Below are 20,927 nucleotides of genomic sequence, written 5' to 3'. Positions count from 1 at the left end.
GTCCTACATGCAGTTACCGATCAACACCTTCAAGCAGCGCCTGAAAGCCGAGCAGCAGATCGGCCTGTGGGTCGGCCTGGCCGACCCGTACTGCGCCGAACTGGCCGCCAACGCCGGCTTCGACTGGCTGCTGCTGGACGCCGAACACGCGCCCAACGACCTGCGCGCGCTGCTCGGCCAGCTGCAGGCGGTGGCGGCCTATCCCGGCCATCCCATCGTGCGTCCGCCGATCGGCGATGCGGTGCTGATCAAGCAGCTGCTCGACATCGGCGCGCAGACCCTGCTGGTGCCGATGGTCGAGTCGGCCGAGCAGGCCGCCGAGCTGGTGCGCGCCATGCACTACCCGCCCAAGGGCATCCGCGGCGTCGGCGCCGCCCTGGCGCGCGCCTCGCGCTGGAACAACATCGCCACCTACCTGGCCGAGGCCGACGAGCAGATGTGCCTGCTGGTCCAGGTGGAAAGCCTCAAGGGCCTGGAGAACCTCGACGCCATCGCCGCGGTCGAGGGCGTCGACGGCGTGTTCATCGGTCCGGCCGACCTGTCGGCGGCCATGGGCCATCGCGGCAATCCCGGCCACCCGGAAGTCCAGGCGGCCATCGAGGACGCCATCGCGCGCATCCGCGCCGCCGGCAAGGCCGCCGGCATCCTGTCGGCCGACGAGAAGCTGGCCCGCCGCTACCTGGAACTGGGCTGCGCCTTCGTCGCCGTGGGCGTCGACACCAGCCTGCTGATGCGTTCGCTGAAGACCCTCGCCGCCACCTTCAAGGGTGCGGCTCCGGCGCCGGCCGCTCCCGGCAGCAGCGTCTACTGATTTCCTTTCGAGAGAGTTCGCCATGCAACTGACCGATAGCACCCTGCTGCGCACCCAGGCCTTCATCGACGGCCAGTGGGTCGACGCCGACAACGGCGCCACCTTCGCGGTGACCAACCCGGCCGACCTGTCGCCGATCTGCTCCGTCGCCGCCCTCGGCACCGCCGAAACCGCCCGCGCCGTGGCCGCCGCCGAGGCCGCCCTGCCGGCCTGGCGCGCCAAGACCGCCAAGGAGCGCTCGGCGCTGCTGCGCAAGTGGTTCGAGCTGATGATGGCCAACCAGGAAGACCTGGCCCGCCTGCTCAGCTGGGAACAGGGCAAGCCGCTGGCCGAGAGCCGCGGCGAGATCGCCTACGGCGCCAGCTTCATCGAGTGGTTCGCCGAGGAAGCCAAGCGCGTCTACGGCGACGTGATCCCCCACGACAAGCAGGGCCGCCGCCTGGTGGTGATCAAGCAGCCGATCGGCGTGGTCGCCGCGATCACCCCGTGGAACTTCCCCAATGCGATGATCACCCGCAAGGCCGGCCCGGCGCTGGCCGCCGGCTGCACCATCGTCATCAAGCCGGCCTCGGAAACCCCGCTGTCGGCGCTGGCCCTGGCCGAACTGGCCAGCCGCGCCGGCATCCCGGCCGGCGTGGTCAACGTGGTCACCGGCGACGCCCGCGCCATCGGCGGCGAGCTGACCCGCAACCCGGTGGTGCGCAAGCTGTCCTTCACCGGCTCCACCGGCATCGGCAAGCTGCTGATGGCGCAGTGCGCCGACACCATGAAAAAGGTCAGCATGGAGCTGGGCGGCAACGCGCCGTTCATCGTCTTCGACGACGCCGATCTGGACGCCGCAGTGGCCGGCGCCATGGCCTCCAAGTACCGCAACAGCGGCCAGACCTGCGTCTGCACCAACCGCATCCTGGTCCAGGACGGCGTCTACGACGAGTTCGCCAAGCGTCTGGTGGCCGCGGTCAACGCCCTCAAGGTCGCCCCGGCCCATGAAGCCGGCGCCGAGCAGGGCCCGCTGATCAACGCCAAGGCGGTGCTGAAGATCCAGGAGCACATCGACGACGCGGTGGCCAAGGGCGCCAAGGTGCTGGCCGGCGGCAAGCCCCACGCCCTGGGCGGCAGCTTCTTCGAGCCGACCGTGCTCGGCGAGGTGACTCCGGCGATGCTGGTGGCGCGCGACGAGACCTTCGGCCCGCTGGCGCCGATCTTCCGCTTCAAGACCGAGGCCGAAGCCATCGCCATGGCCAACGACACCGAGTTCGGTCTGGCCTCCTACCTGTACACCCGCGACCTGGGCCGCGCCTGGCGCGTCAGCGAGGCGCTGGAATACGGCATGGTGGGGGTCAACGAGGGTATCATCTCCACCGAGATCGCCCCGTTCGGCGGCATCAAGGAGTCCGGTACCGGCCGCGAAGGTTCGAAGTACGGCATCGACGACTACCTGGAACTGAAGTACATGTGTCTGGGCATCGGCAGCTGAATGCCGCTTCCCCGGCTGTGTTAAAACATGACGCCACCCCGACCGGGGTGGCGTCGTGCGTTTTCGTAGAGATGAAAGCCCAATCCATGCACAAGCCCGAACCCTCCCTGACCCTGGCCCTGCTGCAGGCCCGCGAAGCGGCGATGAGCTTCTTCCGCCCGCTGCTCAACCAGTACGAGCTGACCGAGCAGCAGTGGCGGGTCATCCGCATCCTCAGCCAGCACCCCAACGACGAGCTGGAGAGCCACCAGCTGGCGGAAATGGCCTGCATCCTGCGCCCGAGCATGACCGGCGTGCTGATGCGTCTGGAGCGCGACGGTCTGGTGCGCCGCTGGAAGCCGGCCAGCGACCAGCGCCGCCTGTGCGTCAGCCTGACCCGCAAGGGCGCCGAGCTGTTCGAGGAAATGAGCGACGAGATGGCCCGCCAGTACAAGGAAATCCAGCGCCAGTTCGGCCCGGACAACTTCCAGACCCTGATGCGCCTGCTGCTCGAACTGGCCAAGGTCGAACCCGGCGCGCCGTCCGGGCGCAAGAGCGCCTGAGCCGCGATCACCGACAGACAACCCTTCGCGAGGTATCCGATGCTGCGCAACCAGCCGTCCCTGTCCCTGGATCTGGCCCTGCTGGCGATGCCGGCGGTGCTGGCCGAGGCCCGCGCGCTGGGCGTGCGGGTCAGCGTGTCGATGGTCGACGCCGCCGGCCAGCTGCTGCACCTGGCGCACATGGACGGCGCGCCGGCGCTGAGCCGCGACATCGCCCTCGACAAGGCCTACACCGCGGCCAGCTTCGGCCTGTCCACCGGCCAGTGGGAAGCCCGTCTGGCCCAGGCCCCGGCCAGTGTGCGCGAGGGCCTGGCCCTGCGTCCGCGCATGGTGCTGTTCGGCGGCGGCGAGCCGGTGCAGGTGGATGGCGCCACGGTCGGCGCGATCGGCGTTTCCGGCGCCTCGGCGGCCCAGGACGAGCAGTGCGCGCGCGCCGGGGTGGCGGCGATCCTCGCCGCGCTGCGGCCATAATTCCGCGTCGATCCGCCGGCGCTGCCGCTGTCCGCTGGCGGATCGCGGCGCGAGCTTCCCGCCCTGCCGCTAGGGCGCCTCGCCCTGCGGGGTCACCCGCAGCACTTCCTCCACGCTGGTCAGCCCGGCGGCGATCTTCTGCGCGCCCGACAGGCGCAGGCTGCGCATGCCTTCGCGCAGCGCCTGGCGGCGCAGCGCGGCGAGGTCGGTGTCGGCCTGGATCAGCGCTTTCAGCGACTCGCTCAGCGGCAGCACCTCGTAGACCCCGGCGCGGCCGCGATAGCCGGTGCCGCGGCATTCGTCGCAGCCGACCGCGTGCATTGCGTGCTCCGGTAGCGGCGCGCTCCACGGCCGGGTCAGCGCCTGCCAGGTGTCGGCATCCAGGGCGGCCGGCGCCTTGCAGTGCGGGCAGAGGGTACGCACCAGGCGCTGGGCCATCACGCCGAGCAGGGTGGCCTTGAGCAGGTAGTGGGGCACGCCCAGCTCCAGCAGCCGGGCGATGGCGCCGGGGGCGTCGTTGGTGTGCAGGGTGGAGAGCACCAGGTGGCCGGTCAGCGCCGCCTGGATGGCCATCTCGGCGGTCTCCAGGTCGCGGATCTCGCCGACCATGATGATGTCCGGGTCCTGGCGCATCAGCGCGCGCAGGCCGCCGGCGAAGGTCAGCTCGATGTGGTGCTGCACCTGCATCTGGTTGAACGCCGGCTCGATCATCTCGATCGGGTCCTCGATGGTGCAGACGTTGACCGCCTCGCCGGCCAGCTGCTTGAGGGTGGTGTACAGGGTGGTGGTCTTGCCCGAGCCGGTGGGCCCGGTGACCAGCACGATGCCGTGGGGCTGGCCGGTCATCGCCTGCCAGCGGCGCAGGTCGTCGGCGGCGAAGCCGAGCCGCTCGAAGCTCTGCAGCAGCACCTCGGGGTCGAAGATGCGCATCACCAGTTTCTCGCCGAAGGCAGTGGGCAGGGTCGACAGACGCAGCTCGATCTCGCTGCCCTCCGGGGTGCGGGTCTTGACCCGGCCGTCCTGCGGCTTGCGCTTTTCCGCCACGTTCATGCGGCCGAGGGACTTGAGGCGGCTGATCACCGCCATGCCGACCGGCGGCGGAAACTGGTAGACGTTGTGCAGCACCCCGTCGATGCGAAAGCGCACCGTGGCCTGCTCGCGGCGCGGTTCGATGTGGATGTCGCTGGCGCGCTGCTGGAAGGCGTAGTGGAACAGCCAGTCGACGATGGAGACCACATGGGCGTCGTTGGCATCGGCGCTGCCGTCCTGGGCGCCGAGGTCGAGCAGCTGCTCGAAGTTGCCGCTGCCCGGCGTCTTCGCCCCGCCGCCCGATGCGCCGCTGACCGAGCGCGCCAGCCGGTGGAACTCGGCGATGAAGCGCCGGATCTCGGCGGGATTGGCCACCACGCGGCGGATCGGCCGGCGCAGCACCTGGGCCAGGTCGGCCTCCCAGCCGCGCACGAAGGGCTGCGCGCTGGCCACCGTCAGGCCCTGCTCGTCGAGCGCCACGGCGAGGATGCCGTGGCGCTGGGCGAAGGCGTGGGACATCAGCGGGGTCAGCGCGGCGGCGTCGATCTTCAACGGGTCGATGCGCAGGTAGGGCTGCCCGGCGAAGGCCGCCAGCCACTGGGTGAGGGCCTCCAGGTCGAGGGGCTGGCCGGGGCGGGCGCGGTCGTCGAGCTGCTGGGCGGCGATCAGTTCCAGCGGGTGCTGGGCGGCGTCCCGGCTGTGGCGCAGGGCCAGGCAGCGCTCGGCGTCGGCGTCGTGCAGACGGCCCTCGGCAACCAGGGCACGGAGCAGTTCGCGCAGGTCGAGCGGGCGGTCGCGGTGGGGCGGGGTGAAGGCGGTCATGGGGCGTTCCCGGCGAGCGGAGCAGGGCGCCAGAATGCCGGGAAGCGCGCCGTCTGTCGGCGGGGTGGATCAAGTTTCGGCGTGCCGCCCATGTCGGATGCGGAGGGCCCGGGCCTGCGCCCCCACGCCGGAGCGTGGGGGCGCAGTGAGGCCGGTGGCGCGCTTACTTCAGAGCCTTCCAGCCCTTGAGCATCCACACCCGCTGCACCTGCTCGGCGCGCTCCTGCAGCACGCTGTCGTCGGCGCTCTGCAGCGCCAGGTCGAGCAGCTTGCTCAGCTCGCCGTACAGGCGGTCGGCCTCGGGGATCTCCAGCACGCCGCGGGCCAGGCGCAGCCAGACCAGCATGCGCTCCAGGCGCGGCAACTGCTCGGGCAGGTCGTAGGGCTGGCGCTGGTAGCGCTCCAGCGGCAGGGCGGCGATCTCCTCGTTGAGCAGGCGCGGCAGCCAGCGCTCGATGGCCGCGGCGCCGGCGCGTTCGCCGCGGCTGTTGCGCTGCTCGGTCCAGCCGCGGGTCAGCAGCCAGCGCGAGGTGCGCAGGGAGAACAGGCCCCAGCGGGTATCCGTCAGCTCGGCGGCGAACTGCGCCGGCGCGGCCTGGCGCGCGGCGTCGTCGTGCTGCCCGGCCAGCAGGCGCGGGCGCCAGTCGCCGAGCAGGGCGTCGAGGGCCTCGCGCAGCTCGCGCGAGCTGGCGCGCGGCGCGGCCTGACCGAGGCTGCCGAGCAGGGCGCGCAGGTCGATGAGCTGTTGCAGCCACTGTTCGAGCAGCTTCCAGTGGCCGTTGAAGCGGTACTGCTCGGCCAGGCGCTGGCTGTTGCCGAGCAGCTGCCAGGCCAGCGCGGCGAAGGTGTCGTCCAGGCTCATGCCGGCGCTCAGCACCGGCTCCGGCAGGCCGACGCTGTAGCTGTTCGGGTCGAACAGGCGGTAGCCGCGTTCGGCCTTGCTGATGTCGCAGGGCATCAGCGCCAGGGTCGAGGCCAGCTCGATGGCCAGCTCCAGCAGCGCGGCGGGCTCGCCCTCGCGCAGCTCCAGCTCCAGCTCGCAGATTTCCTCCTCCTGCTGGCCGGCGATCACCTTGCCCATGTCCAGCGCTGCCTCGATCACCACCTTGGCCTTGCCGCGGCCCCAGGCGATCTCGGCCTTGTCGCGGGCGAAGTCGGTGGTGAACAGCGGCTTGAGGGTCTTCTTGTCGAGCCCGGCCAGTTCGGCCGGCCAGCATTCGTCGGTCAGTTTTTTCAGGTCCAGCTTGGCCTTGTCCAGGTACCAGTCCCACTCGTTGCGCTCGGACAGCCCGGCGACGCTCTGCCCGCGGCTCTTCAGGGTCTGGATGTACTGCTCGCCGTCGCGGCGCAGGCGCAGGGCGACACGGGCGCGGGCCAGGTCGCGCTCGGCGGTGTCGTAGTACTGGTTGAGCAGCTCGCAGTGTTGCCAGCCGCTCTTGTTGCGCTTCTTCAGCAGCGGGTGCTCGCGCAGGGCGGCGAGGGTGGCGCGGCTGGCGCGCAGCTTGATTTCGGTTTCTTTGACCATGACTGGCGAGACCTGACCCTTGTCAATCGAGTATTACGGGAAGATGAATGCGTGCTGGTGCGTCCAGCGGGGGCAGATTTATAATCGGTGCTCCTTTCAACAGGGTTTTACCCCATGCCGATCAATCCCTTCGTCAGCCTGTTCGGGCGCTCGCCCATCGGGCCGATGCAGCAGCACATTGCCAAGGCACACGAATGTGCTGCGAATCTCCTGCCGTTCTTCCAGGCCATCATCGCCGAGGACTGGCAGCGGGTGGAGCAGATTCAGCAGGAGATGTCGCGACTGGAGCAGGAAGCCGACAAGCTCAAGAAGAGCGTGCGCATTCACCTGCCGAAAAGCCTGTTCCTGCCGGTGCCGCGCTCGGATCTGCTGGAGCTGCTGAGTGTACAGGACAAAGTCGCCAACCGTGCCAAGGACATCGCCGGCCTGATGCTGGGCCGCCAGATGTGCATCCCGCCGTCGCTGCAGCCGCTGATGCTGGCTTATGTGCAGCGCACCGTGGACGCCAGCGCCCAGGCGCTGAAGGCGATGAACGAACTCGACGAACTGCTCGAAACCGGCTTCGGCGGCCGCGAGGTCACCCTGGTGGAGAACATGGTCGAGGAGCTGGAAATCATCGAGCGCGACACCGACCGCATCCAGGTCGAGGTACGTCGTACCCTGTTCAAGCTGGAGAAGGATCTGCCGCCAGTGGACGTGATGTTCCTCTACCAGATCATCGAGTGGATCGGTGACGTAGCGGATCGTGCCGAACGAGTCGGCAACCGTCTGGAGCAACTGCTGGCGCGCTGAGTGCCGGCATTTCGTCTGGGATCAACGAGAAACCTTCTATGTCTCTTATTACGGATTACGGCCTCGTACTCCTCGTACTCGCCTGCCTGTTCGGCTTCTTCATGGCCTGGGGTGTGGGCGCCAACGACGTGGCCAACGCCATGGGCACCTCGGTCGGCTCGCGCGCGCTGACCATCAAGCAGGCGATCCTGATCGCCATGGTCTTCGAGTTCTGCGGCGCCTACCTGGCCGGCGGCGAAGTGACCGAGACCATCAAGAACGGCATCGTCGACGCCGAGGTCATCTCCCCCGACCTGATGGTGCTGGGCATGATGTCGGCGCTGCTGGCGGCCGGCACCTGGCTGATGGTGGCCACCGCCAAGGGCTGGCCGGTATCCACCACCCACTCGATCATCGGTGCGGTGATCGGCTTCGCCGCGGTCGGCGTATCCATGGATGCGGTGCACTGGGACGCCATCGGCCCGATCGTCGCCAGCTGGGTGATCACCCCGTTCCTCTCCGGCCTGGTCGCCTTCGGCCTGTTCATGAGCGTGCAGAAGCTGATCATCGACACCGACGAGCCGTTCCGCAACGCCAAGCGCTTCGTGCCGCTGTACATGTTCCTCACCGGCTTCATGGTCGCGCTGATGACCGTGACCAAGGGCCTCAAGCACGTCGGCCTGCACCTCTCCAGCGGCCAGGGCATCCTCCTGGCGGTCGGCATCGGCGTGCTGGTGATGCTGCTGGGTATCGCCATCCTCAGTCGCATCCAGGTGGATACCGAGGCGGACAAGACCTTCCACTACGCCAGCGTGGAGAAGGTGTTCGCCGTGCTGATGGTGTTCACCGCCTGCTCGATGGCCTTCGCCCACGGCGCCAACGACGTGGCCAACGCGGTCGGCCCGCTGGCCGGCATCGTCGGGGTGATCGAATCCGGCGGCGCCGCGGACATCGCCGCCAAGTCGGCGGTGCCGGGCTGGGTGCTGCTGCTCGGCGCCATCGGCATCGTCATCGGCCTGGCCACCTACGGCTACAAGGTGATCGCCACCATCGGCAAGGAAATCACCGAACTGACCCCCAGCCGCGGCTTCGCCGCCGAGCTGGCTACCGCCTCCACCGTGGTCGGCGCTTCGGCCATCGGCCTGCCGGTGTCCACCACCCACACCCTGGTCGGCGCGGTGCTGGGCATCGGCCTGGCGCGCGGCATCGGCGCGCTGAACCTCGGCGTGATCGGACGGATCTTCATGTCCTGGGTGGTCACCCTGCCGGCCGGCGCGATCCTGGCGATCATCTTCTTCACCATCCTCCAGGCGATCTTCGTCTGACCCGGCCGCCGCGCCTGTTTCGGCAGGCGCGGCGGTTTCCCCCTCGCCCCGCGCGGCCTATCATGCACGGCACTTCCTGCGGAGTGCCGTCATGCCCATCCCCAGTCTCAAACAGCAGTTCGCCGAACTGATCGCCCTGCCGTCGGTCAGCTGCACCCAGCCGGCGCTGGACCTGCCCAACCGTCCGCTGATCGAGCGTCTGGCCAGCTGGCTCGACACCCTCGGCTTCGCCTGCGAGATCCAGGACATCGCCCCCGGCAAGGCCAACCTGCTGGCCAGCTACGGCTCCGGCCCCGGCGGTCTGGTGCTGGCCGGGCACAGCGACACCGTGCCCTTCGACCCCGCCCTGTGGCAGAGCGACCCACTGGCCCTGCGCGAGGCCGACGACCGCTGGTACGGCCTGGGCGTGTGCGACATGAAGGGGTTCTTCCCGCTGATCATCGAGGCGGTGCAGCCGCTGCTCGACCGGCCGTTCCGCCAGCCGCTGCTGATCCTCGCCACCTGCGACGAGGAAAGCTCGATGAGCGGTGCCCGCGCGCTGGCCGAAGCCGGCCGTCCGCTGGGCCGCGCCGCGGTGATCGGCGAGCCGACCGGCCTCAAGCCGATCCGCCTGCACAAGGGGGTGATGATGGAGCGCATCGATATCCTCGGGCAGAGCGGCCACTCCTCCGATCCGACGCTCGGGCGCAGCGCCCTGGAAGCCATGCACGCGGCGATCGGCGAGCTGCTCGCCCTGCGCGGCCAGTGGCAGCAGGAGTTCAACAACCCGCTGTTCAACGTGCCGCAGCCGACCCTCAACCTCGGCTGCATCCACGGCGGCGACAACCCCAACCGCATCTGCGGCCAGTGCGCCCTGGAGTTCGACCTGCGCCCGCTGCCGGGCATGGACCCCGAGCAGCTGCGCGCGGCGATCCGTTCGAAACTGCAGCCGTTGGCCGAGCAGCGCGGCGTGCGCATCGACTACGGACCGATCTTCCCCGGCGTGCCGCCCTTCGAACAGGCCGCCGACAGCGAGCTGGTGCGCCTGGCCGAGCGTCTCACCGGGCGCGCGGCCGAGGCGGTGGCTTTCGGCACCGAGGCGCCCTACCTGCAGCGGCTCGGCTGCGAGACCATCGTCCTCGGCCCCGGCGACATCGCCTGCGCGCACCAGCCGGACGAGTACCTCGACCTTGCGCGCATCGCGCCGACCGTCGAGCTGCTACGCCAGCTGATCGGCCACTACTGCCTCGATGCCCAGACGACTGCGTAGGGGCGGGCGCCATGCCACGAACTCGAAGGGTGGGGCGGTCTGCGCCCGGGAGTCTCGGCGTCATGGATGACGCCGTGAAGCCCCCATGGACGGGTTCACGGCGTCTCCTGGGCGCAGATTGCCCGCCACCCCGGCACCTTGACGATGCCAGCCGGCGCACGGATCGCCAGCCGGCGCACCGGCACCTTCAGACGAACACCCCATAGGCCACCCCCATGCACGACTACGTCAACTGGCTGCGCCACGCCTCGCCCTACATCAATGCCCACCGCGACCGCACCTTCGTGGTCATGCTGCCGGGCGAGGGCGTCGCGCACCCCAACTTCGCCAACATCGTCCACGACCTGGTGCTGCTGCACAGCCTCGGCGTGCGCCTGGTGCTGGTGCATGGCTCGCGCCCGCAGATCGAGGCGCGCCTGGCCGCCCGCGGCCTGGCGCCGCGTTTCCACCACGGCCTACGGGTCACCGACGGGCCGACCCTGGAATGCGTGGTCGAGGCGGTCGGCGGCCTGCGCCTGGGCATCGAGGCTCGCCTGTCGATGGACATGGCCGCCTCGCCGATGCAGGGCGCGCGGCTGCGCGTGGCCGGCGGCAACCTGGTCACCGCGCGGCCGATCGGCGTGGTCGACGGCGTCGACTACCAGCACACCGGCGAGGTGCGGCGCATCGACCGCAAGGGCATCGAGCGCCTGCTCGACGAGCGGCGCATCGTCCTCCTGTCCTCGCTGGGCTACTCGCCGACCGGCGAGATCTTCAACCTGGCCTGCGAGGACGTGGCGATGCGCGCGGCCATCGAACTGGATGCCGAAAAGCTGATCCTGTTCGGCGCCGAGCGCGGTCTGCTCGACGAGCACGGCGCGCTGGTCCGCGAGCTGCGCCCGCCGCAGGTGCCGGCGCACCTGGCGCGCCTCGGCAGCGATTACCAGGGCGAGCTGCTGGATGCCGCCGCGCAGGCCTGCCGCAGCGGCGTGCGGCGCAGCCACATCGTCAGCTATGTCGAGGACGGCGCGCTGCTCAACGAGCTGTTCACCCGCGACGGCGCCGGCACCCTGGTGGCCCAGGAGCAGTTCGAGCAGTTGCGCGAGGCCGGCATCGACGACGTCGGCGGCCTGCTGGAGCTGATCCGCCCGCTGGAGGAGCAGGGCATCCTGGTGCGCCGCTCGCGCGAGGTGCTGGAGCGCGAGATCGGCCAGTTCAGCATCGTCGAGCGCGACGGCCTGATCATCGCCTGCGCCGCGCTGTATCCGGTGCCGGATTCGGACTGGGGCGAACTGGCCTGCCTGGCGGTGCATCCGGAGTACCGCCAGGGCGGGCGCGGCGACGAACTGCTCGAACGCATCGAACAGCGCGCCCGCGCCCTGGGCCTGAAGACCCTGTTCGTGCTTACCACGCGCACCGCCCACTGGTTCCAGGAGCGCGGCTTCAAGGCCAGCAGCGTCGAGCGCCTGCCGGCGGCACGCGCCTCGCTGTACAACTTCCAGCGCCAGTCGAAGGTGTTCGAGAAGCCGTTGTAAGGGCGCGGATACGACAAGGCCCATGCCTTGGCATGGGCCTTGTCGTCTGTGGCGCTGGGCGGGGGAGAAGACTTGCGCAGCGATCTTCTACCGACTGCCCGCACCATTGGCGGCGGACAATCGCTGGCGCGAGTGGTCCGCCCTAGCGGTTCACGCCGGCTCGATGGCCGCCATGTAGCGCTCGACGTAGTCCTCGAAGCTGCCCTGCTGGCTGGCTTCCAGCTCGGCCTGGGCGGCGAGCGAGTCGCGGGCCGCCTGCTCGAAGGCGGCCTGTTCAGCGCTGTCCAGCGGCCGGCTGCGGAACCATTCGGCGTGGCGCTCGGACTGGCGCAGGGCGAAGGCGTGGAAGCTCAGCTGCTCCTCGCGCAGGCTCTGCAGCACCCGCGCCGAGGGCGTCAGGCGGGCGTCTTCGAGCTTGGCGCGCTGGCTGGCCAGGGCCTGTCGGTACAGGTCGTCGCCGTGAGCGGCGTCGAAGCGTTCGGCGCAGGCCTCGATGCGCGCCAGCAGTTCCAGTCCCCAGTCCTTGAGCGCCACCGACTGGCCGGCGCGGCTCAGCTGCAGGCCGGGCTTGCGGCCTTCCTTGACGGTCAGGGCGAAGTTGGCGGTGCATTCGCGGCACTCGCCGCTGTCCATGTTCGGGCTGTCGTCCAGCGCGCAGAACAGCAGGAAGGCGTCGAGGAAACGCGCGGCGACCAGGTCGATGCCCAGCGGCAGGAACGGATCGATGTCCAGGCAGCGCACCTCGACGTACTGCACGCCGCGCGCGCCGAGGGCCTGGATCGGCCGCTCGCCCGATTCGGCGACCCGCTTGGGACGGATGCTCGAGTAGAACTCGTTTTCGATCTGCAGCACGTTGGTGTTGAGCTGCTGCCACTCGCCGTCGGCGTCGCGCAGGCCGATGGCCTGGTAGGGCGGGTAGGGCGTCGACACCGCCTGGCGCAGGCTGGACAGGTAGCTGCCCAGGTCGTTGTAGCAGGGCTTGAGGTTGGCCTGGGCGTTATTCTGGTAGCCCAGGTCGCTCATCCGCAGGCTGGTCGCCCACGGCAGATACAGGGTATCGGCGTCGAGCGCCTCCAGGTCGTGCGCGCGGCCGGCGAGGAAGTTGCTGCTGAGCGCCGGCGAGGCGCCGAACAGGTACATCAGCAGCCAGCTGTAGCGGCGGAAGTTGCGGATCAGCGCGACGTAGCGCGCCGACTGCCAGGCCTGGGCCGGGCGGCTGTCAGCCTCGGCCTGCTGCAGCAGCGGCCACAGCGCCTCGGGCAGGGAGAAGTTGTAGTGGATGCCGGCGATGCACTGCATGGCCTTGCCGTAGCGCACCGCCAGGCCCTTGCGGTAGACGTGCTTGATCCGCCCGACATGGCTTGTGCCGTACTCGGCGATGGGAATATCGGCCTCGCCCGGCAGCGTGCAGGGCATCGAGTGGGTCCACAGCCGCTCCTCGCCGAGCTGGGCGCAGGCGAAGCGGTGGATGCGGTCCAGCTCGTCGAAGGTCTGCGCCGGGTCTTCCAGGGCGGGGGTGATGAACTCCAGCAGCGCCTCGGAGTAGTCGGTGGTGATCTGGGCGTGGGTCAGCGCCGAGCCCAGCGCCTGGGGATGCGGGGTCTGCGCCAGGTGGCCGACGGGGTCGACACGCAGGCTTTCCTTCTCCAGGCCATGCCGGCAGTGGCGCAGCAGGTCGTGCTGGTCGGCACGCTCGAGCAGGGCCAGGCGGCGGGAAAGTAGGTCGCTCAAAAGTCAGATTCCTGTTCGCATAGTTTGCGCACTATGGGGGCGACGGGCGGCAGTCTCAAGGGGCGGGAGCCTGTCGCGCTGCCGGTGTGGTCGCAGGGTGGACAATCGCTGGCGCGAGTTGTCCACCCTGCGCAGCGAGCCTGCGGCTGCCGGCGCTCTTCCGGCAGCCTAGACCAGCATGAAGGTGCCCTGGGCGCGGGCGACCAGCGCCTCGTCCTGGCGCACCTCGGCCTCCGCTACCAGGGTGCGGCTGCCGAAGTGGATCACCCTGGCCAGGCAGTGCACGTCGCCCGCGTCGATGGCGCGCATGTAGTTGATCTTGCACTCGACGGTGACGCTGGCGCGGTCGAAGCCGTGGGCGCTGGAGCAGGCCAGGCCCATGGCGATGTCGACCAGGCTGAAGATCGCCCCGCCGTGTAGCTTGCCGGCGCGGTTGCGCAGCTCGGGCGTGAGCGCCAGGCGCACCTCGGCCTCGCCGCCGTCGATGCGCAGCGGTTCGCAGCCGAGCAGGTGGCTGAAGGCGCTGGTGGTCACTTCGCTAACGTCGGTCATTTCAGCGCTTCTTGATCTGCTTGGCGTTGGCGAACAGCGCGGCCATGCCGGGATTGCTCGGCGCCGGCTTGTCCTGGCTGGAGTGGCGCTCGCTGCGCGGCGCGTTGCCGCGCGGCTTGCCGCCGCCACGCGGGCCGTCGACCTTCTCGCCGGGGGTGTCGGACATGCGCATGGACAGGCCGACGCGCTGGCGCGGGATGTCCACTTCCATGACCTTGACCTTGACGATGTCGCCGGCCTTGACCACTTCATACGGGTCCTTGACGAACTTCTCCGACAGCGCGCTGATGTGCACCAGGCCGTCCTGGTGCACGCCGATGTCGACGAAGGCGCCGAAGTTGGTGACGTTGGTCACCACGCCTTCCAGCACCATGCCCGGCAGCAGGTCCTTGAGACTCTCGACGCCGTCCTGGAAGGCGGCGGTCTTGAACTCCGGGCGCGGGTCGCGGCCGGGCTTGTCCAGTTCCTTGAGGATGTCGGTGACGGTGGGCAGGCCGAAGCGCTCGTCGGTGAACTGCGCCGGGTCGAGGCGCTTGAGGAACGCCGAGTCGCCGATCAGCGAGCGGATGTCGCGGCCGGTGCCTGCGGCGATGCGCTGCACCAGCGGGTAAGTCTCCGGGTGCACCGCCGAGGCGTCCAGCGGGTTGTCGCCGTTCATCACCCGCAGGAAGCCGGCGGCCTGCTCGAAGGTCTTGTCGCCCAGGCGCGGCACCTTCTTCAGCTCGGCGCGCGACTTGAACGCGCCGTTGGCGTCGCGGAACTGCACGATGTTGCCGGCCAGGGTCGCGTTGAGGCCGGAGATGCGCGCCAGCAGGGCGGCGGAGGCGGTGTTGACGTCGACGCCGACGGCGTTCACGCAGTCCTCGACCACTGCGTCCAGCGAACGGGCCAGCTTGAGCTGGGAGACGTCGTGCTGGTACTGGCCGACGCCGATGGCCTTGGGCTCGATCTTCACCAGCTCGGCCAGCGGGTCCTGCAGGCGGCGGGCGATGGATACCGCACCGCGCAGCGACACGTCGAGATCGGGGAATTCGCGGGCGGCCAGTTCGGACGCCGAATACACCGAGGCGCCGGCCTCGCTGACCATGATCTTGGTCATGCGCAGCTCCGGCAGCAGCCTGACCAGCTCGCCGGCCAACTTGTCGCTCTCGCGGCTGGCGGTGCCGTTGCCGATGGCGATCAGCTCGACGCGGTGCCTGGCGCACAGCTTGCCGAGGATCGCCAGGCTGCCGTCCCAGTCGTTGCGCGGCGCGTGCGGGTAGACGGTGGCGGTGTCGAGCAGCTTGCCGGTGGCGTCGACCACTGCCACCTTGCAGCCGGTGCGCAGGCCGGGGTCGAGCGCCAGCACGCTGCGCGGGCCGGCCGGGGCGGCCAGCAGCAGGTCGTGCAGGTTGCGGGCGAACACGTTGATCGCCTCGCTCTCGGCGGCCTCGCGCAGCTCGCCGAGCAGGTCGGTTTCCAGGTGGGTGTAGAGCTTGACCTTCCAGGTCCAGCGCACCACCTCGGCCAGCCACTTGTCGGCGGCGCGGCCCTGGCTGCTGATGCCGAAGCGTTCGGCGATCATTCCCTCGCAGGGGTGCAGGGTGCCCGGCAGTTCCTCGCCGACCTTGAGGCTGGCGCTCAGTACGCCCTCGTTGCGGCCGCGGAAGATCGCCAGGGCGCGGTGCGACGGCACGCTCTTGAGTGGTTCGTCGTGCGCGAAGTAGTCGCTGAACTTGGCGCCTTCCTGCTCCTTGCCCGGCACCAGGCGCGCGCTGAGGGTGGCGTTGTCCTTGAGGAAGCCGCGCAGGCGGGCCAGCAGGGTCGCGTCCTCGGCGAAGCGCTCCATGAGGATGTACTTGGCGCCGTCGAGCACGGCTTTCACGTCGGCGAAGCCTTTGCTTTCGTCGACGAAGCGCGCGGCTTCCGCCTCGGGATTTAGTTCCGGATGGCCGAATAGCGCATCGGCCAGCTCGCCGAGGCCGGCTTCCAGGGCGATCTGGCCCTTGGTGCGGCGCTTCTGCTTGTAGGGCAGGTAGAGGTCTTCCAGGCGGGTCTTGGTGTCGGCCAGCTGGATCTCGCGGGCCAGTTCGGCGGTCAGCTTGCCCTGCTCCTCGATGCTGGCAAGGATCGTCGTGCGCCGCTCGTCCAGTTCGCGCAGGTAGCGCAGGCGTTCTTCCAGGGTGCGCAGCTGGGTGTCGTCGAGGCTGCCGGTGACTTCCTTGCGGTAACGGGCGATGAAGGGCACGGTCGAGCCCTCGTCGAGCAGCGCCACGGCGGCGGCGACCTGTTGCGGGCGGACGCCGAGTTCCTCGGCGATGCGGGCGTTGATGCTGTCCATATGACTCTTCCTGCGACTGCGGGGGAAGGCGGCCGGCGGGTGGCCGCAAAGCGCGGGATTATAACCGTGGCGCGGTGGATGAGGGCTGTATCGGTGTACAGCATCTTCTGGGCGGGTCGGCCAGTGGCGCGCAGGAGGGGCGACCGTTCGGCGGCGCTGCGGGAGAAACCTTGCAAAGCGGGGTGTCATTTTCCCGTCTATCGATTGCTGTGGTTACAGCGGCATGGTCTAATAAACAAGAATTTGCGGTATTGGATGGCTTTTTTCGTCAATAAAATGGCGATCAGGTTGCGAGTGTGGGTGCTTTGCGACTGCTTGCCCTGTCTGGCGGCGGGCCGCGGCAAGGTTTGCTCAGGTATCTGCCGGCGCGGCAGGGGTATGCTTGGCGCTTCACCGCAAGGGTGAAGGGCAGGGAGCATTGCGCGGGAATAGAGGCATGGACCGCCTGGAGTCACAAGGAGTCTATGGTTTGAGCGTGTTTTCCCTGGCCATTCCCCGTCTGTGGGACGAGTGGGCGCAGCTGCGTGCCGGCGGTTTGTACTGGCAGGTCTGCGAGCGCGCCGGCGAGGCCGATGCGCTGTGCCGCCAGGTGCTGGCCGGGATGACGGCCAGCCAGCGCGCTCTGCTGCTGACCTGCGGCCGCGGCCCGCAGGCCATTCTGCAAGGCCTGCCGGCCGAGCTGGGGCCCGGCGAACTGATCCCCCTGGAATTTTCCGCCGCCGGGGCGCCCGCCGCCCTGCGCGCGCTGGCCCGCGACCTGCAGCGGCGTTTCGCGCCGCGCCAGCGCCTGCTGCTGCTCAGCGCCCCCGCCGCGGCGTGGAGCGCCTTCGACGACGCGCAACTGGCGCGCTGGTGTCGCGAGCTGAGCGACTGGCTGCAGCGCCAGTCCTGCACCCTGCTGATCTACAGCCACGGCGAGCCGCAGGCCATCGCCGCGCGGCTGCTGGCCTGCAACGACGCACTGTCCGGCCTGGCGCAGCTCTACAGCGGGCGTGGCGGCTTGCGCTACCTGCTGCATTTCTGGCGCACCGCGCTGGGCGTGCGCGCCGGCGGCGAGGTCGACATGGCCCGCGAAGACGGCGTGCTGGTCTGCCGCCCGGAGTCCGAGCAGGGCAGTCCCGGCGCCGCGGCCAGCGACCTGCAGCTGTGCCTGGCGGCGCGCGCGGTGCTCGAAGGGGCGCCGCCGCTGTCGGCCCACTGGCAGCTGTTCGACGCCGAGGCCGCGCTGCTGGCGGCGGCGATGCGCGCCACGGCGGCCAGCGTGATCCTGCGCATCGACAGCAACGAGCAGGTCGGCGAGCTGGCCCGGCAGATCTACGAACTGCGCCGCCAGCGCGGGCGCGCGCTGAAGGTGGTGGTGCGCGAGCTGTCGGCCTGCCTGCGCTACCTGGACGAGCAGCTGCTGCTGGTCTGCGGCGCTTCGCTGATCGTGCCCTACGGCACCGCGCTGTCGCGCTTCCTGACCCTGCTCGACAGCCTGCAGGGCCAGCTGTGGACCCGCAGCCTGCCGGACGACTTCGAGCAGACCCTCAAGCGCCTGCGCCCGCCGCCGTTGCGCGGCCTGCTGCCGGCGCCGCGCTTCGTCGAGGTGGTGCGCGGGATTCTCGACGCCGGCGGCGGGGGCGAGGTCAGCCACCTGCTGCTGCGCCTGAAGGTGGTGGACGGCCTGGCGCTGCCCCAGGTGCTCGGCCAGTGCCGCCTGCGCCGTTACGGCGACATGGCCTGCGTGGCCGGCGGCGAGCTGTACCTGTTCCTCTTCGCCTGCCGCGCCAATGCCCTGGAGAGCGCCCTGGGCAACATCTTCCGGCTGTCCTGGCGCGAGCTGTTCGCTGCCCACGAGATCCTCGTCGATACGCGGAGCATTCCCCTCGACGGCGCCAGCGCGACCAGCACGCCGCTGCCGGCGCTGCGCGGCGAGCCGGCGCCGGCGCCCGCCGCCAGCGGCCCGGTGCGCCTGACTCCGGTGCGGGTGCGCCTGAGTGCCGGGCAGAACCGGGTGGGGAGGGCCACATGAACCTGCCGCTGCACCTGCAGTTCCTGCTCTTCGGCCTGCTGCTCGGCGGCGTGGCGGCGCTGTGGCTGCCGGCGCTGCTGCGCGGGCTGGGTCGCCTGCTCGGCCGGCTGCTGCCGTCGCGGCATTTCCGCAGCCATCCGCGCCGCCTGCGCCGCGCCGCACGCCGGGAGGAGACGCGATGAACGCCAGCGCCGCCTGCGCTGCGCCGCGCCCCTGGCCGGGCCTGGGCCTGTGGAACCTGTATTTCCTCGGCAAGTTCGCCCTGCTGTGGGTCGGCGCGCTGAACTTCCAGCTGCTGCCCAACCTGCTGCTGGCCGCCGTGCTGCTGCTGCCGCTGCCGCGCTGGGCGGCCCGGCTGCGCACCCTGCTGGCGATTCCCGCGGCCGTCGCGCTGCTCTACCACGACAGCTGGCTACCGCCGTTCAGCCGCCTGCTGGCGCAGCCGGGCGTGCTGGATTTCTCCCCCGAATACCTGCTGGAGCTGGCAGGGCGCTTCGTCGACTGGCAGTGGCTGGGCGCCGGCCTGCTGCTGGTGCTGGGCTACGCGCTGCTGGCGCCCTGGCTGCGCCTGACCACCCTGTCGCTGGGCGGTCTGCTGCTGCTGAGCCTGCAGGCCGTGCCGCTGCCGGTCGGCCTGGTGCAGGCCGCGGCGCCCACGGCGGCTCCCGTCGCGGGCGGGGGCGCGGCGACGCCCGCCGCGCCGGCCGGCGAGCCGGACAGTGCGACCCTGGAGGCCTGGCTGAGCGACTTCCACCGCCGCGAGGCGGAGCGGCGCGTCAGCTTCGCGTCGAACGCCGCGGCGCCGCCGTTCGACCTGCTGGTGCTCAACGTCTGCTCGCTGTCCTGGGACGACCTGGAAGCGGTCGGCCTGCGCGACCACCGGCTGTTCGCCCGCCTGGACATCCTCTTCGACAACTTCAACTCGGCCACCTCCTACAGCGGCCCGGCGGCGATTCGCCTGTTGCGCGCCAGCTGCGGGCAGAACTCCCACGCCGGGCTGTACCAGCCGGCCGGCGAGCAGTGCCTGCTGTTCGACAACCTCGGCCGGCTGGGCTTCGCCAAGCAGCTGGCGTTCAACCACAACGGTCGCTTCGACGGCTTCCTCGACGAGGTGCGCGGCCAGGGCGGCCTGCCCGAGCCGCTGTTCGCCGCGAGCAGCTTCGGCCGCGCCCTGGTGGCATTCGACAGCTCGCCGATCGCCGCCGACGGCGAGGTGCTCGGCCGCTGGTGGCAGCAGCGCCAGGGCAACGCCGCCGAGCGCCTGGCGCTGTTCTACAACAGCATCACCCTGCACGACGGCAACCGGGTGGTGGAGGCCAACGGCCGCACCCGCTCGGCCGGCTACCGCGAGCGCGCCCAGCGCCTGCTCGACGACCTCGACGCCTTCCTCGACCAGCTCGAACGCAGCGGCCGGCCGGTGGTGGTGGTGCTGGTGCCGGAGCACGGCGCGGCGCTGCACGGCGACCGCATGCAGATCTCCGGGATGCGCGAATACCCCTCGCGGGCGATCACCCACGTACCGGTCGGCGTCAAGCTGATCGGCCTGCCGCTGGCCGAGGGCCCGCTGCAGCGCATCGGCGCGCCGAGCAGCTATCTGGCGCTGTCGGAGCTGGTCGCGCGGCTGCATGCCGGGCCGCCGGCCGGACAGGCGCACTTCACCCGCGAGGCGCTGCTCGCCGACCTGCCGCAGATCGACTGGGTGGCCGAGAGTGCCGGCGGCGTGGTGGTCGAATATGCCGGGCGCGACTACCTGCGCACCCGCGAAGGCGGCCCCTGGCAGCCCTATCCGCAGCGCGCTCAACCGGAGGTGGCCCATGCACGGCAATGATCTGGCGGCGGTGCAGGCGGCCCTGGGGCTGGGCGAGCTGGGCTATGTCGATCTGGCGGTGCAGCGCGACCTGGCGCAGATCACCGCGCGCTGGCCGTTTCTCGCCGAGGGTCGCCTGCCGCCGGCTGGTAATCAGGCGTCGGCGCGACCTGCCCCCGGCAAGGCGCCGCGCAGCCTGGCGCTGCGCGGGCTGCGCGGCGGCTGCGGGACCACGGCGCTGACCGCGGCCCTCGGCCACGCCCTGCAACGCCTCGGCCAGCGGGTGCTGATGATCGACATGAACCCCGACAACCAGCTGCGCCACCACTGCAACCTGCCGGCCGCCAGCGAAACCGGCTGGGCGCGCGCGGCCTTCGACCGCAGCGCCTGGACCGACTGCGCCTGGCGGGTGCTGCCGGCCCTCTACCTGCTGCCCTACGGCCGCCTGGCGGCGACCGAGCAGGCGCAGCTGGAGCAGTTCCTGCAGCGCACGCCGGCCTTCTGGACGCAACGCCTGGGCGCCCTGGCGCGGCTGTTCGACTGGGTGATCCTCGACCTGCCGCAGCGCCTGCCCGGCCACGCGCACCTGGAAGGCTGCACCCTGCAGCTGTGCCTGCTGGACGCCGATCCGGCCTGCCACCTGCGCCTGCAGGAACCCCAGGCGCTGCCCGCCGACAGCTGGCTGCTGGTCAACCGCTACGACCCGACCCGCGCCCTGCAGCGCGACCTGCTGCTGCTCTGGCAGAAGACTCTGGCCGCGCGTCTGGTGCCGCAGTGCGTCCACGACGACGAGGCGGTGCGCGAGGCGCTGGCCCACCAGCTGCCGCTGGGCGTGCATGCGCCGCACAGCGCCGCGGCCGAGGACGTGCTGAGCCTGGCGACCTGGTGCCTGGCGCGCGGCAACCAGCGCCGCGCGGCGCCGGCCGAAGCCGTCGAGGCCGCGCGGTGACGGCGGGCTCGTCACGCC

17 protein-coding genes are annotated in these 20,927 nt (G+C 70.4%); 12 read left to right on the top strand and 5 right to left on the bottom strand.

From position 1 onward, the window contains the following. Positions 1-7: 7 nt before the first annotated feature. The 4 genes from hpaI to BLU22_RS02915 all read left to right on the top strand — a co-directional run bounded on the left by hpaI (position 8) and on the right by BLU22_RS02915 (position 3,301). Positions 8-811, top strand: coding sequence for a 4-hydroxy-2-oxoheptanedioate aldolase (gene hpaI / locus BLU22_RS02930; protein ID WP_090212000.1), 804 nt, complete (start codon positions 8-10; stop codon positions 809-811). A 22-nt stretch (positions 812-833) separates the two neighbouring features. Further along, the gene (gabD, locus tag BLU22_RS02925) at positions 834-2,288 is read left to right on the top strand and encodes an NADP-dependent succinate-semialdehyde dehydrogenase (RefSeq protein WP_090211999.1); all 1,455 of its coding nucleotides are present in this window, start codon (positions 834-836) and stop codon (positions 2,286-2,288) included. Between the two features lie 86 nt (positions 2,289-2,374). Further along, the gene (gene hpaR, locus BLU22_RS02920) at positions 2,375-2,830 is read left to right on the top strand and encodes a homoprotocatechuate degradation operon regulator HpaR (RefSeq protein WP_090211997.1); all 456 of its coding nucleotides are present in this window, start codon (positions 2,375-2,377) and stop codon (positions 2,828-2,830) included. Between the two features lie 39 nt (positions 2,831-2,869). After that, positions 2,870-3,301, top strand: coding sequence for a GlcG/HbpS family heme-binding protein (locus BLU22_RS02915; protein WP_090211995.1), 432 nt, complete (start codon positions 2,870-2,872; stop codon positions 3,299-3,301). Positions 3,302-3,370: 69 nt separating this feature from the next. On the opposite strand, the gene BLU22_RS02910 is transcribed toward BLU22_RS02915, so the two are convergent. Together BLU22_RS02910 and BLU22_RS02905 are read right to left on the bottom strand one after the other, a co-directional pair. Continuing rightward, entirely contained in the window at positions 3,371-5,152 is a 1,782-nt protein-coding gene (locus BLU22_RS02910) for a GspE/PulE family protein (protein ID WP_090211993.1), read from the bottom strand. Positions 5,153-5,315: 163 nt separating this feature from the next. Further along, positions 5,316-6,677, bottom strand: coding sequence for a CYTH domain-containing protein (locus BLU22_RS02905; RefSeq protein WP_090211991.1), 1,362 nt, complete (start codon positions 6,675-6,677; stop codon positions 5,316-5,318). A 114-nt stretch (positions 6,678-6,791) separates the two neighbouring features. On the opposite strand from BLU22_RS02905, the gene BLU22_RS02900 reads away from it, so the two are divergent. The 4 genes from BLU22_RS02900 (at position 6,792) to argA (ending at position 11,536) form a co-directional block, all read left to right on the top strand. Beyond that, a complete protein-coding gene (locus BLU22_RS02900; RefSeq protein WP_090211990.1) occupies positions 6,792-7,469 on the top strand; it encodes a TIGR00153 family protein in 678 nt (225 codons plus the stop codon). A 38-nt stretch (positions 7,470-7,507) separates the two neighbouring features. Beyond that, positions 7,508-8,773: an inorganic phosphate transporter gene (locus BLU22_RS02895; protein WP_090211988.1), complete on the top strand. Its 1,266-nt coding sequence runs from the start codon at positions 7,508-7,510 to the stop codon at positions 8,771-8,773. 91 nt (positions 8,774-8,864) lie between these two features. After that, a complete protein-coding gene (argE, locus tag BLU22_RS02890) occupies positions 8,865-10,022 on the top strand; it encodes an acetylornithine deacetylase (RefSeq protein ID WP_090211987.1) in 1,158 nt (385 codons plus the stop codon). 215 nt (positions 10,023-10,237) lie between these two features. Next, positions 10,238-11,536 carry an amino-acid N-acetyltransferase gene (gene argA / locus BLU22_RS02885; protein ID WP_090211985.1) on the top strand — a complete coding sequence of 433 codons (1,299 nt, stop codon included), beginning with the start codon at positions 10,238-10,240 and terminating at the stop codon, positions 11,534-11,536. A 150-nt stretch (positions 11,537-11,686) separates the two neighbouring features. On the opposite strand, the gene gshA is transcribed toward argA, so the two are convergent. From gshA to BLU22_RS02870, 3 genes are all read right to left on the bottom strand, one after another. Further along, complete coding sequence (gene gshA / locus BLU22_RS02880; protein WP_090211983.1) at positions 11,687-13,267, bottom strand: glutamate--cysteine ligase; 1,581 nt, start codon at positions 13,265-13,267, stop codon at positions 11,687-11,689. Between the two features lie 168 nt (positions 13,268-13,435). Next, entirely contained in the window at positions 13,436-13,819 is a 384-nt protein-coding gene (locus BLU22_RS02875) for a PaaI family thioesterase (RefSeq protein WP_090211982.1), read from the bottom strand. A gap of 1 nt (position 13,820) precedes the next feature. Further along, positions 13,821-16,139, bottom strand: a complete 2,319-nt coding sequence (locus BLU22_RS02870) for a Tex family protein (RefSeq protein ID WP_090211980.1) — start codon at positions 16,137-16,139, stop codon at positions 13,821-13,823. A gap of 475 nt (positions 16,140-16,614) precedes the next feature. Between BLU22_RS02870 and bcsE the strand changes: the two genes are divergently transcribed. Genes bcsE through bcsQ form a run of 4 tightly spaced genes read left to right on the top strand, consistent with a single transcriptional unit; the run spans position 16,615 to position 20,909 of the window. Then, the gene (gene bcsE, locus BLU22_RS02865) at positions 16,615-18,153 is read left to right on the top strand and encodes a cellulose biosynthesis protein BcsE (RefSeq protein WP_231975290.1); all 1,539 of its coding nucleotides are present in this window, start codon (positions 16,615-16,617) and stop codon (positions 18,151-18,153) included. Next, on the top strand, positions 18,150-18,335 hold the full coding sequence (locus BLU22_RS02860) for a hypothetical protein (protein WP_090211977.1): 186 nt from the start codon (positions 18,150-18,152) through the stop codon (positions 18,333-18,335). The genes bcsE and BLU22_RS02860 overlap by 4 nt, the downstream gene beginning before the upstream one ends. Continuing rightward, positions 18,332-19,981, top strand: a complete 1,650-nt coding sequence (bcsG, locus tag BLU22_RS02855; RefSeq protein ID WP_090211975.1) for a cellulose biosynthesis protein BcsG — start codon at positions 18,332-18,334, stop codon at positions 19,979-19,981. Before BLU22_RS02860 ends, bcsG begins: the two co-directional genes overlap by 4 nt. After that, positions 19,968-20,909, top strand: a complete 942-nt coding sequence (gene bcsQ / locus BLU22_RS02850; protein WP_162274129.1) for a cellulose biosynthesis protein BcsQ — start codon at positions 19,968-19,970, stop codon at positions 20,907-20,909. The genes bcsG and bcsQ overlap by 14 nt, the downstream gene beginning before the upstream one ends. Positions 20,910-20,927 lie beyond the last annotated feature (18 nt).

It is taken from the genome of Pseudomonas guangdongensis, from assembly GCF_900105885.1.
Taxonomy (GTDB): domain Bacteria; phylum Pseudomonadota; class Gammaproteobacteria; order Pseudomonadales; family Pseudomonadaceae; genus Geopseudomonas; species Geopseudomonas guangdongensis.
This window is presented reverse-complemented; position numbering and strand designations above follow the sequence as displayed.